Here is a 14,982-nt window from a genome sequence, read left to right on the forward strand (position 1 = left end):
CCCGCATGCCCGACCGTCGGCGGGTTACGAGGTCGCCGAAACTCGGCGTGCGACCCGACGTCGACGCACGGCAACGGGGCTCACGGAGAGCTCCTCGGTGCACACGACGGTCGACGACATGAGGCGAGGTTATCCGCCGCGCCCGGGCAAGGGCAAATCAGCGACCGTGTGCACGCCCGCGTGAGAGCAGCGAATGACCGGCCGCGCGAAGGCGTCGCGTTCGCGGAGCCCGCCGAGACGACGAAGCGCCGCGCGGCGTGAGCCGGCGGCGCTCCGTTCGATCAGGGCGTCAGTCGCGAATGGCCGCGCCGAAGCGCTCGGCGGCCACCGCGACGCCGGCGAGCTTGGCCTCCGTCGCCTCGGCGGCGGTCAGGGTGCGGTCGTCAGCGCGGAAGCGCAGGGCGAACGTCAGGCTCTTCGTGCCGTCGGTCAGCCCGGGGCCGCGGTAGTCGTCGACCAGACGCGCCCCCTCGAGCAGCGGGGCTCCACCCTCGATGAGAGCGGCACGCACCGATCCCGCCGACACCTCGACCGGGACCGTCAGCGAGACGTCCTGCGTCGCCGCCGGGAAGCCCGAGAGCGATGCCGCGACCACGCGCGCCTGCGCCAGCTCGAGCATCGCGTCGAGGTCGAGTTCGGCCACGAGCACCCGGCCCGGCAGGTCGGCGTCGGCCGAGACGGCGGGCAGCAGCTCGCCGACGTAGCCGATGTCCTGTCCCGCGGCCAGGACGCGTGCGGTGCGGCCGGGGTGCAGGGCTGCGCGCTGGGCCTGCACGAGCTCGATGTCGAGGCCCGCCGCCGAGGCCAGCACGCGCACGGCGTCGACCGCATCGGCCAGGTCGGCCGCGACGGCCGGCTGCCCGGGCTGCTTGGCGACCGTGTTCCCGGCCAGCAGCACGGCGACGTGCCGGCGCTGCGGCGGGATCGAGGCGTCCAGAGCGGTGAGGGTCGCGGCATCCGGTCGCACCGCCAGCGGCGGAACCGACGTGGTGCCGTACTGCACGCCCGGCTTCGGCAGGAAGACGGTGCCCATCTCGAACAGCGCGAGATCGACGATGCCGCGCGAGACGTTGCGGTGCGCGACCTGCAGCAGCGCGGGCACGAGTGAGCGACGCAGGTACGGCGCGAGACCGTCGAGCGGATTGGCGAGCTTCACGCTCGGCAGCGCGTCGCCCGAGGGCGAGCCGTGCAGGGCGTTCTGCTCGTCGGTGGTGAACGGGAACGACGGCGTCTCGACGAAACCGGCCGCGGCCAGCGCGTTCGTCACCCGACGACGACCCTGCTGCGCGGCGGTGAGGCCCCGGCCCGAGGGAGGCGTCGGCAGCACCGAGGGGATGCGGTGGTATCCCTCGATGCGGGCGACCTCTTCGGCCAGCGTCCACTTGTCGGTGAGGTCGTGGCGCCACGAGGGGGCGACGACCGACCAGCCCGACTCGCGCTCGTCGACGGTGCATCCGATGAGCCGGAGCGCCGAGACGATCTCGTCGTCGGTGTACTCGACGCCGATCAAGCCCGAGACGAACCCGGCCGGCAGGGTGATCGCGTCGCGACGGTACGCCGACGAGAGCGAACCGCCGAGCTCGGTGTCGAGCGTGCCGCCGGCGAGCTCGACCATCAGCGACGCGACGCGCTCGGCGGCGACGTACGGCACGAGCGGGTCGACGCCGCGCTCGAAACGGCGCGACGCTTCGGAGGGCAGCTTGTGCCGCCGCGCGGTACGCGCGATCGAGACCTGGTCGAACGTCGCCGCCTCGATCAGCACGTTGCGGGTGGCGTCGCTCATCTCGGTGGGGCCACCGCCCATGACACCGGCCAGGCCGATGGGGCCCGACTCGTCGGTGATGAGCAGATCTTCGGCGTTCAGGGTGCGCACCTGGCCGTCGAGGGTCTCGAGCTTCTCGCCCGGCGCGGCGCGGCGCACCGTGATGCCGCCCTGCAGGCGGTCGAGGTCGTAGCCGTGGATCGGCTGGCCGAGCTCGAGCATGACGTAGTTCGTGATGTCGACCAGCACGCCCAGCGACCGGATACCGGCGAGCGAAAGCCGCGTGATCATCCACGGCGGAGTCGGACGCGAGGGGTCGACGTCGCGCACGATGCGCGCCACGAACTCGGTGGCGCCGTGACGACCTCGGATCGGCGCCTGATCGTCGACGGTGATCGCGAAGCCCGAGGGCGTGCGGGAGACGGCCTCGTCGTGACCGGCACCGGGGTCGCGGAAGTCCGCCCCCGTGGCGTGCGAGTACTCGCGGGCGACCCCGCGCAGCGACAGGGCGTAGCCGCGGTCGGGGGTGACGTTGATCTCGACCGCGAGGTCGTCGAGCCCCAGCAGCGCGATGGCATCCGTTCCCACGGGCGCGTCGATGCCGAGGTCGATCAGACGCAGGATGCCGGAGTGCTCACTGCCGAGCCCCAGCTCTTTCGCCGAGGCGATCATGCCGTCGGAGACGTGGCCGTAGGTCTTGCGCGCGGCGATGGGGAACGGGCCGGGCAGCACCGAACCGGGCAGGGTCACCACGACCTTGTCGCCCTCGAAGAAGTTGCCGGCACCGCAGACGACGCCGCGCACTCCCCCGTTGTCGGCACCGACGTCGACCTGGCACCAGCGGATGGTCTTGCCGTTGGACTGCGGTTCGGCGGTGAACTCCTTCACCTCGCCGACGACGATCGGGCCCGACAGTTCGAAGCGGTGCACGTTTTCTTCTTCGAATCCGACCGAGACCAACGCCGCGAGGACGTCTTCGGGCGTGGCCGTCGCGGGTACGTCGACGTACTCGCGCAACCAGGAGAGCGGGACGCGCATCAGACCACCATTCCGAACTGCTCGCTGAAGCGCACATCGCCCTCGGCCATGTCGCGCATGTCCTGCACGTCGCTGCGGAACATGAGCGTGCGCTCGATGCCCATGCCGAAGGCGAAGCCCGAGTACTCCTCGGGGTCGATGCCGGCGGCGCGCAGCACATTGGGGTTCACCATTCCGCACCCGCCCCACTCGATCCAGCGCGCCCCGCCCTTGAAGGTGGGGTGCCACAGGTCGAGCTCGGCGCTCGGCTCGGTGAACGGGAAGAAGTTCGCGCGGAAACGCGTCTTGGCCTCGGGCCCGAACAGCACGCGCGCGGCGTGGTCGAGGGTGCCCTTGAGGTGGGCCATCGTGATGCCCTTGTCGATGACGAGGCCCTCGAACTGCGTGAACACCGGCAGGTGCGTCGCGTCGAACTCGTCGGTGCGGTACACGCGGCCGGGGCACAGCACGTAGATCGGCAGATCGCGCTCGAGCATGGAGCGCACTTGCACGGGGCTCGTGTGCGTGCGCAGCACCAGGTGCCGCGCGACCGGGTCGACGAAGAACGTGTCCTGCATCTGGCGCGCCGGGTGGTCGACGTCGAAGTTGAGGGCGTCGAAGTTGAACCACTCGTGCTCGAGCTCGGGCCCCTCGGCGATCTCCCATCCCATGCCGACGAAGATGTCCGACACCTGCTCCTGCAGGAGCGAGATCGGATGCCGTGCCCCCACGCGCGCGCGCTGCGGCAACGCCGTGACGTCGATGCGCTCGGCTTCGAGCTGGGCGGCGGTCTCGGCTTCGGCCAGCTCGGCCTCGCGGGCGGCGAGCGCCTGAGTGACCTGGCCGCGGGCCTGACCCACGAGCTTGCCGAAAGCGGCCTTGTGCTCGGGTGCGACGGCGCGCATCTGGGCGTTCAGTCGCGCGAGGGAGGATTGCTCCCCCGTGTGCGCGGAGCGGGCGGCTTTCAGGTCGGCCGTGGTCGCGGCCGCGGCGATGGCCGCAAGTGCGGCTTCGACGGCGGAGGCGACGGCCTCGGGGGTGATCTCGGGTGCGTCGGACACGAGATGAGAGTCTACCGACGGGCGGGGACACTCCCCCGCCCGTCGGCGGATTCGATCAGATCGCCGGACCGCCGCGCTGGGCGACGATGAGTTCGGTGTCGGTGCCCGTCTGGCCCGCCGGCTCCGCCGGAGCGACGTTCCCGCCCTTGGGCGAGCGGCGCAGGCCGATTTCGACGCGGTGCGCCGCGTACGACAGGACCAGGCACATCGCGACGTAGATGACACTCGCGACCAGCGCGGCCTGGATCAGCGGCGAGCCGTATTCGCCGTTCGAGCCGAGGAGCCGCGCGAAGTAGAGCAATTCGGGGTAGGTGATGATGAAGCCGAGGGCGGTGTCTTTCAGCGTCACGACGAGCTGGGCGATGATGACCGGCAGCATCGCGCGGATTGCCTGCGGCAGCAGGATGAGCCGCATCACGCCGGCCTTGCGCAGACCCACGGCGTAGCCGGCCTCGCTCTGTCCTCGGGGCAGTGCCTCGATGCCGGCGCGGATCACCTCGGACAGCACTGACCCGTTGTAAAGGATCAGCGCGATCACGACGGCCCAGTACGACGACATCCTGATCCCAATGACGGGCAGACCGTAGTACAGCAGCAGCATGAAGACGAGAACGGGCACGGCGCGAAGGATTTCGACGACCCAGCCGACAGGAAGGCGTACCCACCGGTGGTCCGACATGCGGCCGACGGCCAGAATGAAGCCGAGGGCGATGGCGCCAACAGCCGCGACGGCGAAGGCCGCAAGGGTCGCCAGGGTCGCCTGGCCGAAACGCTCCCAGATCGCGCTGTAGCTGAAGACGTTCCACTTCGCCGCCGAGAACTGGCCAGTCTCGAAGAAGCGCCAGACGACGAAGCCGATGACGGCGGCGACAACAACGAGAGTGATGGCGCCGAGGATGCGATTGCGCAGCTGTGCGCGGGGGCCCGGCACGTCATACAGGACGGAGGAGCTCATCGGACGACCTTCCACTTCTTCTCAGCGGCGTTCTGCAGCGCGGCCAGCAGCAGCACCAGCGCAATGAAAACGGCCATGACCAGAACGATCGTGACGAGCTGGTTCTCGCCGTTCTCACTCATGGTGGCGCGGATGTTACCGAGGTTGACGACTGAGAACCCGGCGGCGACGGTGGTGTTCTTGAGCAGGGCAATGAAAACGCTCATCATTGGGGGGATCACAGATCGCGTGGCCTGAGGGAGGACGACGAGCGTCATGACCTGGCCGAAGCCGAGGCCGAGTGCTCGCGCTGCCTCCGCTTGTCCGACGGGCACGGTGTTGATACCGGAACGGAGCGTCTCAGCGACGTAGGTCGCGGTGTAAATGCCGAGGCCCGCGACAGCGAGCTGCAGAAAGCTCCCGCGCGGAACGTCGACGAGCAGGGGCACGCAGAAGGCGAAGAAGAACAGCACCAGCGTGAGCGGGGTGTTGCGGATCCAGTTGACGTAGACCGCGCCCACGGCACGCGCGATGGGTACCGGCGAGACGCGCATGGCCGCAACGATGAATCCAAGAACGAGGGCGATCACGCCGCCGCCCACGAAGAGGACCACCGTGCCCCACAGTGCCTGTGCCCACAGGTCGGGGTAGTCGAAGATCTGATTCACCGCGTGATGTCCGTTCTCTCTCGTGATCGCGGGGTGTGGTGCGGGCGGCGGCGTGCAACCGCCGCCCGCACCCGAGTGTCAGCTGACGGGGTCGACCGCGGGCTGCTCGCCGGAGACGCCCGAGGCGCCGAGGTTCGCTTCGAAGATCGCCTGCCAGGTGGTGCCGCCGTCGGTGAACATCGTGTTCACGAACTCCTGGAAGGCGGTGTCGCCCTTGGCGATCCCGACGCCGTAGCGCTCCTCACTGAAGGGCTCACCGGCGATCTTGAGGTTGTCGGGGTCCTGCGCTGCGTAACCGAGCAGGATGGCCTCGTCGGTGGTCACGGCATCCACTTCACCGTTCTTCAGCTTCTCGACGCACTGCGAGTAGGTGTCGAACTCGACGACCTGCGCGGGAGTCTGTTCGCGGATGCGCTGGATGGGGGTCGAACCGGTTACCGAGCACACGGTGGTTTCGGCGGTCAGCGAGTCCTTGCCCGTGATGGTGTCGTTGTCGGCGGCGACGAGCAGGCCCTGGCCCGTGAGGAAGTAGGGGCCAGCGAAGGCGATCTGCTCTTTGCGCTTGTCGGTGATGGAGTACGTGCCGACGTAATAATCGATGTCGCCGTTGATGATGGCCTGCTCGCGGTTCGCGGAGGCGATCGCCTTGTACTCCACCTTCGAGGAGTCGGCGGGGTCGAAGCCGAGTGAGGCGGCGATCCACCGCGCCACGTCGACGTCGAAGCCCTTGCGCTCACCGGAGACGGGGTCGAGGTAGCCGAGACCGGGCTGATCTTCCTTCACCCCGACGACGATCTTGCCGTCCGAGGTGATCTTGTCGAACGTGGGGCTGCCCTCGATGGTGACGTCGGTCGCGACCGCGCCGTAGACGGGCTCGGTGTCGGTGCCGCCCTCGGCGCCGGGAGCCGCGCCCGGGGTGCCGCTGTTACAGGCCGTCAGGGCCAGAAGGCCGGCGGCGACGATGCTCGCGCCGGCGAGAAAACGTGTCTTACGCATGTGATGTCTCCTTGGTTACGTGTGCTGTGCGGATAAGGGTCGTCGGTGACGGCGCGCGAGATAGACCGGGGGGAACGGCAACCAGGCGGTCGGCGGGAGAACCTCCTCGTTCATCGCCGTCAAGGGAAGAGCGTCAGTGGGTGATGAGCTTCGACAGGAAGTCCTTCGCCCGATCGGATTCGGGCTTCGTGAAGAACTGCTCGGGCGTCGCCTGCTCGACGATCTGCCCGTCGGCCATGAACACCACGCGGTTCGCAGCCTTGCGCGCGAAGCCCATCTCGTGCGTCACGACGATCATCGTCATGCCGTCCTTGGCGAGACCGACCATCACGTCGAGCACCTCGTTGATCATCTCGGGGTCGAGCGCCGAGGTGGGCTCGTCGAAGAGCATGACCTTGGGCTTCATGGCCAGAGCACGGGCGATCGCGACACGCTGCTGCTGACCGCCCGAGAGCTGGGCGGGGAGCTTGTCGGCCTGGTGACCGACGCCCACGCGTTCGAGGAGCGCGCGCGCCTCTTTCTCGGCATCCGCCTTCTTCATCTTGCGGACCTTGAGGGGGCCGAGCGTAACGTTCTCGAGGATCGTGAGGTGGGCGAACAGGTTGAACGACTGGAACACCATGCCGACGTCGGCGCGCAGTTCGGCCAGGCCCTTCCCCTCTTTGGGAAGCTCCTTGCCGTCGATGGTGATCGTCCCGCTCGTGATGGTCTCGAGGCGATTGATGGTGCGGCACAGCGTCGACTTGCCCGAACCCGAGGGTCCGATGACGACGACGACCTCGCCGCGGTCGACGGTGAGGTCGATGTCTTTCAGAGCCTGGAACTGTCCATAGTGCTTCTGGACGTCGCTGACGACGACCAGGGGCTCGGTCTTCGGGGGAACGGATGCCATGTCAACACCCTATGAGGATGCTGGGCGCCCGACCACATTCCGGCGCGCGCCTTAACCGATCTGTAACAGCAGGGGTTCAGCGATCGCGCTGCGCGAACGCCGTCTCGTAGAGGCAGACGCTGGCCGCGGTGGCGAGGTTGAGCGACTCGGCCCGCCCGTAGATCGGCAGCCGCAACGCGATGTCGGCGTGCGCCAACGCCTCGTCGTCGAGACCGCGCGCCTCGTTCCCGAACAGCCACGCCGTCGGTTCGGCGAGCATGTCGCGGGATGCCAAGAAGTCACCGCCTTCGACGTCGGCGGCCACCACCCGCATCCCCGCCTCGTGCACCCGCGCGACGACGTCGGCCAGTTCGAGGTCGACGGCGACGGGCAGGTGGAAGAGCGACCCCGTGGTCGAGCGGACCACCTTGGGGTTGTACGGGTCGACCGTGCGGCCGGTCAGGATCACCGCGTCGGCTCCCGCCGCATCGGCCGCGCGGATGATGGTGCCGAGGTTGCCGGGGTCGCGCACCTCTTCGCAGATGGCGATGAGGCGGGGGCCCGCTGCCAGAACGTCTTTCAGGGCGGTCGGCGACTGGCGGGCCACGGCGACGATGCCCTGCGGCGTGACGGTGTCGGCCATGGCATCCAGGACCGCTTCGGTCGTGTACTGCAGGTCGACGCCCGCGGCCTCGGCGGCCTCGCGCAGGTCGCCGTGCTTCTCGAGGGCTGTCGGGGTCGCGTACATCTCGATCACCGTCTCGGGTGCCCACGCCAACGCCTCGCGGGCTGCCTGCGGTCCCTCGAGGAGGAACAGACCGGTCTCTTGACGGGCGGCGCGCTTGCTGAGTTTTGCCACGGCGCGCACCCGGGGCGAACGGGGGTTCTCGAGCACGTCCTCAGTGTATGGCGTCTGCGGTATGCGCTCCGGACGCCGCGCAGGAACGACGAACGGGCGCCCTCCGAGGAGGACGCCCGTTCGACGAGGAACTGCGTATTACGCGGTCTTCGCGGCGTTGACGTCGCTGGGCAGCGCCGCCTTCGCGGTCGCGACGAGCGAGGCGAACACGGCCGGCTCGTTCACGGCGAGCTCAGCGAGCATACGACGGTCGACCTGCACACCCGCGAGGCCGAGGCCCTGGATGAAGCGGTTGTACGTCATGCCGTTCTGGCGGGACGCCGCGTTGATGCGCTGGATCCACAGACGACGGAAGTCGCCCTTGCGCTTGCGACGGTCACGGTACGCGTAGACGAGGGAGTGGGTGACCTGCTCCTTGGCCTTGCGGTACAGGCGCGAACGCTGACCGCGGTAACCGGACGCGCGCTCGAGGATGACGCGACGCTTCTTGTGGGCGTTTACTGCCCGCTTGACTCTAGCCATTTCTTCTTCTTCCTAACGTGCGTCGGCGCTCAGAGGCCGAGGAGCTTCTTGGCGACCTTGGCGTCACCCTTTGCCAGGACCTGCTCCTGGTTCAGGCGACGGGTGCGCTTGGACGCCTTGCCCTCGAGGTTGTGCCGCATGCCGGCCTGCTGCTTCATGAGCTTGCCGCTGCCGGTCAACTTGAAACGCTTCTTGGCACCGGAGTGGGTCTTCTGCTTCGGCATGTCTCTTCCTTCGTTGTGTTTCCCGCCGGGCGGGAGTCTGGGGGGCCTTACTCGGCGGGGGCCGAGGTGGGCTGGTCTGCGGGAGCCGCGGTGGGCTCGCCCTCGGAGTCCGAGTCGCCGCGGGCGGCGCTGCGTGCTGCTTCACGGTTCGCCGTGCGCTGCGCGTTCTGCTCGGTCTTGACCTCGGACTTGTTCTTGTGAGGCGCGACCACCATGACCATGTTGCGACCGTCGATCGTGGGGCTGGACTCCACGGTGCCGAACTCGGCGACGTCTTCCGCGAACTTGCGGAGCAGACGCACACCCTGGTCGGGACGCGACTGCTCGCGACCACGGAACAAGATCATGGCCTTGACCTTGTCGCCCGCCTGGAGGAAGCCCTCGGCGCGCTTCAGCTTGGTTATGTAGTCGTGCGCTTCGATCTTCAGGCGGAACCGCACCTCTTTGAGCACGGTGTTGGCCTGGTTGCGGCGCGTCTCTTTGGCCTTCTGGGCGGCCTCGTACTTGAACTTGCCGTAATCCATGATCTTGACCACGGGCGGCTTCGAGCTCGGCGCAACCTCGACCAGGTCGAGGTCCGCTTCCTGGGCCAGGCGCAGCGCAGCTTCGATGCGGACGATGCCGACCTGCTCGCCGTTGGGTCCGACGAGACGGACCTCCGGGACTCGGATGCGCTCGTTGGTGCGGGGATCGCTGATGCGGAACTCCTCTTGTCTACGGATGACGGCCGCCGCGATTCGAGGGAATCGCGGGCGAAGAGGAGAAACACGCCACCCGGCACAGTGCTACGAGCACCGGCTTCTGCACCCAGACGACCCCGTGGGAAACGGAGCGGAGTGCGGGAACCCGGTAGCCTGGAGCGGCAAGCGCGGGTGGGATGTCATCCTCTTTCGTCCGGAGTGAAGCACTCCGAAGCCCGCCATAGTCTAGCAGAGAGATTCACGTGGACACGATCCCCCCCGACCAGCCCGCCGACGACAGCGCCGCACACCGCCACGGAGCCGAAGACGAGCGCCTCGCCCGCTGGGAAGAGCAGGAGCGCGCCTCGGCCTCCGCCACCCGCGACATCGCCGACGTCCCCGCCGTCGAAGTCATCACCACCGCCGCCGTGCACCTCATGAGCGCCGCCGCGGTGAAGACCGGCCTGGCCGACAACCCCGCGCAGCAGCTCGACCTCGACGAGGCCCGCAAGCTCATCAACTCCCTCGCCGGCCTCATCACCGCCGGAGCCCCCGAGATCAGCGACATGCACGCCCGCTCCCTGCGCGACGGCCTCCGCTCCCTGCAGCTCGCGTTCCGCGAGGCGTCGGTGATCCCCGACCCCATCGGTAAGGGGCCGGGCGAGAAGTGGACGGGGCCCGTCACGTAGGTCGTTCGTTCTGGGGGGTACCGGGCTCCGGGATGCCATCCTCCCGAGGCAAGAACGGGGCCCCTTCCCCGATTGCCTCGGGAGGATGGCATCCCTGCGCCCTGCGCCGCAGGCCGACTCCACCGTGACACCCGTAGGGGTATGAGGTGGGGCCCCGCCCCCGATTGCTTCGGGAGGATGGCATCCCTGCGCCCTGTGCCGCAGCCCGACTGCACCGTGACACCCGTAGGGGTAGGGGGCAGTGGGCCCCTCCCCCGATGGACGACGCCGCCCACTCCCGGCAGGCAGGCTCCCGGAAGAACGCGCGACTCAGGCCTCGGTGCTGCGGTGCAGCTTGACCGTCAGGGAGTCGACGAGCACGGCGATGCGGTCGTCGGCGGCCCAGCGGCGGGCGACGCGGGCGAGCACGGCATCCAATTCCTCCTGCGCGAGACCCGACATCAGCTGCAGATGCACCACCAGCTCGGGACCCCGGAGGCGTCCGGTCGGGTCTCCCGCTTCGACGGCCAGATCGAGCACGGCCAGCTCGCCCGAGATGCTCTCCTGCAGGCCGGTGAAGATCGTGGGCGACGTGTGCGCGGGCTCCCACGCCTCACCCTGTGCGATCGCCCAGACGGCGGGGCGGCGGATGACGAACTCCGTCTCCGAACCCGGATCGACGACGATGAGCTCGGTGTCCTCGGAGGCTGCGGCCAGGGCCGTGCGTCGCCCGTCGGCGGGAACCGGTCGGGCCAGGGCGTCCCAGGTCTGCAGGGCCGTCACCGACGTGAACACCGGCAGCACCTTGCGGCCGTCGGGAGCCGCGACCGTCACGATCGACAGCTCCTGCGTCTTGTCGACCTCGAGGCCGTGCGCGCCGATGCCGTGGTCGCCCTTCTCGGCGACGAGCGGGATCAGCAGGCGCGCCTCGCGGTAGGCGTCGACCACCGCACGCGCGTCGCCCTCACCGGCGCGGAACGCCAGGAGAGCCGCGAGCAGGGCGGGGTCGGCAGAACCGTCGTCACCCGAGTGCGGGTTGGACTGGAAGCTGCGCCCCTCCCAGGGGACACCGGCGGAATCCGCGTTCGCGGCGTCCGAGTGGAGGGCGTCCGTGTGCGGAACGTGCGCGCGCTGGTCGTGCCCGTGCGCGCCGTGGCCGTGCGGACCGTCAGTGTCCGGCGACATCCAGTGCCTCAGCGAGGGTGAACTGCCCCGCGTACAGTGCCTTGCCGACGATCGCGCCTTCGACGCCGAGCGGCACCAGGTCGCGCAGCGCCGCGATGTCGTCGAGGCTCGACACCCCGCCCGACGCGACGATCGGCTTCGGGGTGCGCTGCGTCATCTCGCGCAGCAGCTCGATGTTCGGGCCGCGGAGCGTGCCGTCTTTGGTGACGTCGGTGACGACGTAGCGGCTGCAGCCGGCGTCTTCGAGCCGGTCCAGGACGGTCCACAGGTCGCCGCCGTCGCGGGTCCAGCCGCGCGCGGCGAGCGTGGTGCCGCGCACGTCGAGGCCGACGGCGATCGCCTCACCGTAACGGTTGATGACATCGGCGGCCCACTCGGGGTTCTCGAGTGCGGCCGTGCCGAGGTTGATGCGGCTCGCGCCGCTCTCGAGGGCGGCCTCGAGGGAGCGGTCGTCGCGGATGCCGCCCGACAGCTCGACCTGCACACCCTTGACCTGCTTGATGACCTTGCGCATCACGGCGGCGTTGTTGCCGCGACCGAAGGCGGCGTCGAGGTCGACGAGGTGGATCCACTGCGCGCCCTGGCGTGCGAAGTCCGCGGCGGCGTCGACGGGGTCGCCGTAGCTGGTCTCGGTGCCGGCCTCACCCTGGGTCAGGCGGACGGCTTTGCCGTCGGCCACATCGACCGCGGGAAGCAGGACAAGTTCGGGCGTCGACGCGAAATCGTTCATGGCTCCTCGCACCCGTCAGCGCACTTCGCCGAGCCTGGGCACGAGGTCACACAGTAGTCGTGCGCAGCCCGTCGATCCAATTGGCCAGGAGCCGGATGCCGGCTTCGCCCGACTTCTCGGGGTGGAACTGCGTCGCCGACAGCGGACCGTTCTCGACCGCCGCGAGAAACGGTGCGCCATACGTGCACCACGTCAGCACGGGCTCCGGGAACGGCGGCGTGACCTCGAGCGACCACTGCTGCGCCGCATACGAGTGCACGAAGTAGAAGCGCTCCTTCTCGATGCCCTGGAACAGGCGCGACCCGTCTCCGGACGCCACGGTGTTCCAGCCCATGTGCGGCAGTACGGGCGCTTCGAGCTCGTCCACCGTGCCCGGCCACTCACCGAGCCCGGGGGTGTCGGCACCGCGCTCGACTCCCCGCTCGAACATCACCTGCATGCCGACGCAGATACCGAGCACCGGGCGGCCTCCGGCGAGCCGCCGGTCGATGATCTCTCCCCCGCGGCTGGCGTTCAGGGCGCCCATGACCGCGCTGTACGCACCCACACCGGGCACGAGGAGCCCGTCGGCGTCGAGGAGCAGCGCGCGGTCGGAGGTCAGTCGCGCATCGGCACCGGCTTCGATGAGCGCCTTGACGGCCGAGTGGACGTTGCCGGAACCGTAGTCGAGGACCGCGACGACGGGCTTGCGCGTCACAACGCGCCCTTGGTGCTGGGGATGCCGTCGACCAGCGGGTCGAGGGCCTTGGCCTGACGGAAGGCGCGCGCGAACGCCTTGTACTCGGCCTCGGCGATGTGGTGCGGGTCGCGCCCACCCAGAACGCGCACGTGCACGGTGAGGCCGCCGTGGATCGAGATGGCCTCGAACGTGTGACGCACGAGCGAACCGGTGAAGTGTCCGCCGATGAGGTGGTGCTCGAAGCCCACGGGCTCACCGGTGTGCACGAGGTACGGGCGACCGCTGATGTCGACGACCGCCTGGGCCAGCGCCTCGTCGAGGGGAACGAGCGCGTCGCCGTAGCGGGCGATGCCCGACTTGTCGCCCAGGGCCTGACGAATCGCCTGACCGAGCACGATCGCGGTGTCCTCGACCGTGTGGTGGGCGTCGATGTGGGTGTCGCCCGTCGCGCGCACCCGCAGATCGGTCAGCGAGTGCTTGGCGAAGGCCGTGAGCATGTGGTCGAAGAACGGCACCGTGGTCTGGATGTCGCTGACCCCGCGACCGTCGAGGTCGAGTTCGAGTTCGATGCGCGACTCGCTCGTCTCGCGCGTGATCGAGGCGGTACGGGGCGTGGCGGGGCCGGTCATGACCGCGATCCTACCGAGGCGAGGGCGTCGAGGAACGCGGTGGTCTCGTCGTCGGTACCGGCCGTGACACGCAGGTGGTGCGCGATGCCGACGTCGCGGATGAGCACACCGCGGTCGTACAGCGCCTTCCACGTGGCGGCGGGGTCGTCGACGCCGCCGAAGAGCACGAAGTTCGTCCACGACTCGTGGGCGGTGTACCCGAGGGCGGCCACGGTGGCCGAGATGCGGTCGCGCTGCGCGACGATCTCGTCGACCATCGACAGCATCGTCTCGGCGTGCACGAGGGCCGCCGTCGCGGCGGCCTGCGTGAGCGCGCTCAGGTGGTACGGAAGACGGACGAGTCGCAGCGCGTCGACCAGCGCAGGATCGGCGGCCAGGTACCCCACGCGTGCGCCGGCGAAGGCGAAGGCCTTGCTCATGGTGCGCGACACCACCAGACGCGGGCGACCGGGCAGCAGCGACACGGCCGAGGGCTCGTCACGCGGAGCGAACTCCTGGTAAGCCTCGTCGACGATCACGATGCCGTCGGTCTCGGCGTATACGGCCTCGATGACATCGAGACGCAGCGGGGTACCCGTGGGGTTGTTCGGCGCGCAGAGGAAGACGATGTCGGGGCGGTGCTCACGCACCTGGGCCGCGGCGGCTTCGGCGCTCAGCGAGAAGTCGTGCGCGCGTTCCCCGGCGATCCATCGCGCGCCCGTCGCGCGGGTGAGGATCGGGTACATCGAGTAGGTGGGCGCGAAGCCCACAGCCGACCGGCCCGGTCCACCGAACGCCTGCAGGATGTGCTGGAGCACCTCGTTGGAGCCGTTGGCCGCCCAGATCTGCTCGCGCGTCAGGCCGTGACCGAGGTACGCGGCGAAGCTCTCTCGAAGAGCGGTGAACTCGCGATCGGGATACCGGTTGACGTCGCGCAGGGCCCGAGCCACGGCGTCGAGGATGTCATCGGCCACCTCGGGCGGAACCGGATGCGTGTTCTCATTCACGTTGAGAGCCACGGGCAGGGCGGCCTGCGGGGCTCCGTAGGGGGTCATCCCCCGCAGATCGTCGCGAAGAGGCAGGTCGTCGAGGCGTACGGTCACCCGACCCATCGTAGGCGGCGTGCCGGGGAGAGGCTCATCGCGCACCCGCGGAGGTCAGCCGGCCTGGATGTACTCGGTGGGGATCGCGATGCGCTGACCGGCCGCGAGCGAGCCGCCCTGGAGGGCGTTCAGACGCGTGATCTCGGCGACGACGTCGCGCGGATCGGCCGCGGGGGCGATGTCTTCGGCGATCGACCACAGGGTCTCGCCGCTCATGACGGTGATCTCTGTGAACGAACCGGCCGGTGCGCCGGCGTCGCCCGAGGCGAGCGCTGCTCCCCCGCCGACGGCGGCGATGCCGAGGGCGACGGCGAGCGGGAGGGCGACGACGAAGGCGACGACACGGCGCCCGCGGGCGGTGATGCGCAGGCGGGTCGTGGAGGCGGTGGAGGTGATGCTGCTCATGGTGTGCTCC

The 14,982-nt window shown here is 69.3% G+C and carries 17 protein-coding genes; 1 reads left to right on the plus strand and 16 read right to left on the minus strand.

The window, feature by feature from the left end:
* Positions 1 to 289: 289 nt before the first annotated feature.
* From pheT to infC, 10 genes are all read right to left on the minus strand, one after another.
* Positions 290 to 2,800, minus strand: a complete 2,511-nt coding sequence (pheT, locus tag IFU40_RS09365) for a phenylalanine--tRNA ligase subunit beta (RefSeq protein WP_191926157.1) — start codon at positions 2,798 to 2,800, stop codon at positions 290 to 292.
* Entirely contained in the window at positions 2,800 to 3,840 is a 1,041-nt protein-coding gene (gene pheS / locus IFU40_RS09370; RefSeq protein ID WP_055835237.1) for a phenylalanine--tRNA ligase subunit alpha, read from the minus strand. The genes pheT and pheS overlap by 1 nt, the downstream gene beginning before the upstream one ends.
* A gap of 55 nt (positions 3,841 to 3,895) precedes the next feature.
* Positions 3,896 to 4,795 (minus strand): amino acid ABC transporter permease, encoded by a 900-nt coding sequence (locus tag IFU40_RS09375; RefSeq protein ID WP_191926158.1) that lies wholly within the window; start codon positions 4,793 to 4,795, stop codon positions 3,896 to 3,898.
* Positions 4,792 to 5,442 (minus strand): ABC transporter permease subunit, encoded by a 651-nt coding sequence (locus tag IFU40_RS09380; protein ID WP_191926159.1) that lies wholly within the window; start codon positions 5,440 to 5,442, stop codon positions 4,792 to 4,794. Before IFU40_RS09380 ends, IFU40_RS09375 begins: the two co-directional genes overlap by 4 nt.
* A gap of 78 nt (positions 5,443 to 5,520) precedes the next feature.
* Positions 5,521 to 6,438, minus strand: coding sequence for a glutamate ABC transporter substrate-binding protein (locus IFU40_RS09385; protein ID WP_191926160.1), 918 nt, complete (start codon positions 6,436 to 6,438; stop codon positions 5,521 to 5,523).
* Between the two features lie 133 nt (positions 6,439 to 6,571).
* A complete protein-coding gene (locus IFU40_RS09390) occupies positions 6,572 to 7,330 on the minus strand; it encodes an amino acid ABC transporter ATP-binding protein (protein ID WP_055835228.1) in 759 nt (252 codons plus the stop codon).
* 76 nt (positions 7,331 to 7,406) lie between these two features.
* On the minus strand, positions 7,407 to 8,204 hold the full coding sequence (locus IFU40_RS09395; protein ID WP_055835225.1) for a TrmH family RNA methyltransferase: 798 nt from the start codon (positions 8,202 to 8,204) through the stop codon (positions 7,407 to 7,409).
* A 102-nt stretch (positions 8,205 to 8,306) separates the two neighbouring features.
* Complete coding sequence (gene rplT, locus IFU40_RS09400; protein ID WP_055835222.1) at positions 8,307 to 8,690, minus strand: 50S ribosomal protein L20; 384 nt, start codon at positions 8,688 to 8,690, stop codon at positions 8,307 to 8,309.
* A 29-nt stretch (positions 8,691 to 8,719) separates the two neighbouring features.
* Complete coding sequence (gene rpmI, locus IFU40_RS09405; RefSeq protein ID WP_055835219.1) at positions 8,720 to 8,914, minus strand: 50S ribosomal protein L35; 195 nt, start codon at positions 8,912 to 8,914, stop codon at positions 8,720 to 8,722.
* Between the two features lie 47 nt (positions 8,915 to 8,961).
* The gene (gene infC / locus IFU40_RS09410; protein WP_374754282.1) at positions 8,962 to 9,612 is read right to left on the minus strand and encodes a translation initiation factor IF-3; all 651 of its coding nucleotides are present in this window, start codon (positions 9,610 to 9,612) and stop codon (positions 8,962 to 8,964) included.
* A 245-nt stretch (positions 9,613 to 9,857) separates the two neighbouring features.
* On the opposite strand from infC, the gene IFU40_RS09415 reads away from it, so the two are divergent.
* Positions 9,858 to 10,283, plus strand: coding sequence for a DUF1844 domain-containing protein (locus IFU40_RS09415; protein WP_374754276.1), 426 nt, complete (start codon positions 9,858 to 9,860; stop codon positions 10,281 to 10,283).
* Between the two features lie 309 nt (positions 10,284 to 10,592).
* Here the strand turns inward: IFU40_RS09415 and IFU40_RS09420 are convergent, their stop codons facing one another.
* The 6 genes from IFU40_RS09420 to IFU40_RS09445 are packed head-to-tail and all read right to left on the minus strand — an operon-like array spanning position 10,593 to position 14,972.
* Entirely contained in the window at positions 10,593 to 11,447 is an 855-nt protein-coding gene (locus IFU40_RS09420) for an SseB family protein (protein WP_191926161.1), read from the minus strand.
* A complete protein-coding gene (gene priA, locus IFU40_RS09425; protein ID WP_055835208.1) occupies positions 11,431 to 12,177 on the minus strand; it encodes a bifunctional 1-(5-phosphoribosyl)-5-((5-phosphoribosylamino)methylideneamino)imidazole-4-carboxamide isomerase/phosphoribosylanthranilate isomerase PriA in 747 nt (248 codons plus the stop codon). Before priA ends, IFU40_RS09420 begins: the two co-directional genes overlap by 17 nt.
* Positions 12,178 to 12,223: 46 nt before the next feature.
* Positions 12,224 to 12,874: an imidazole glycerol phosphate synthase subunit HisH gene (gene hisH / locus IFU40_RS09430; RefSeq protein WP_191926162.1), complete on the minus strand. Its 651-nt coding sequence runs from the start codon at positions 12,872 to 12,874 to the stop codon at positions 12,224 to 12,226.
* Positions 12,871 to 13,485, minus strand: coding sequence for an imidazoleglycerol-phosphate dehydratase HisB (gene hisB / locus IFU40_RS09435; protein WP_055937123.1), 615 nt, complete (start codon positions 13,483 to 13,485; stop codon positions 12,871 to 12,873). Before hisB ends, hisH begins: the two co-directional genes overlap by 4 nt.
* Complete coding sequence (locus IFU40_RS09440) at positions 13,482 to 14,576, minus strand: histidinol-phosphate transaminase (RefSeq protein WP_191926163.1); 1,095 nt, start codon at positions 14,574 to 14,576, stop codon at positions 13,482 to 13,484. Before IFU40_RS09440 ends, hisB begins: the two co-directional genes overlap by 4 nt.
* Positions 14,577 to 14,621: 45 nt before the next feature.
* The gene (locus tag IFU40_RS09445) at positions 14,622 to 14,972 is read right to left on the minus strand and encodes a LysM peptidoglycan-binding domain-containing protein (protein WP_191926164.1); all 351 of its coding nucleotides are present in this window, start codon (positions 14,970 to 14,972) and stop codon (positions 14,622 to 14,624) included.
* Between the last annotated feature and the right edge of the window lie 10 nt (positions 14,973 to 14,982).

The sequence above is a fragment of the Microbacterium sp. CFBP 13617 genome (genome assembly GCF_014839445.1).
In the GTDB taxonomy this organism is placed as follows: Bacteria; Actinomycetota; Actinomycetes; order Actinomycetales; family Microbacteriaceae; genus Microbacterium.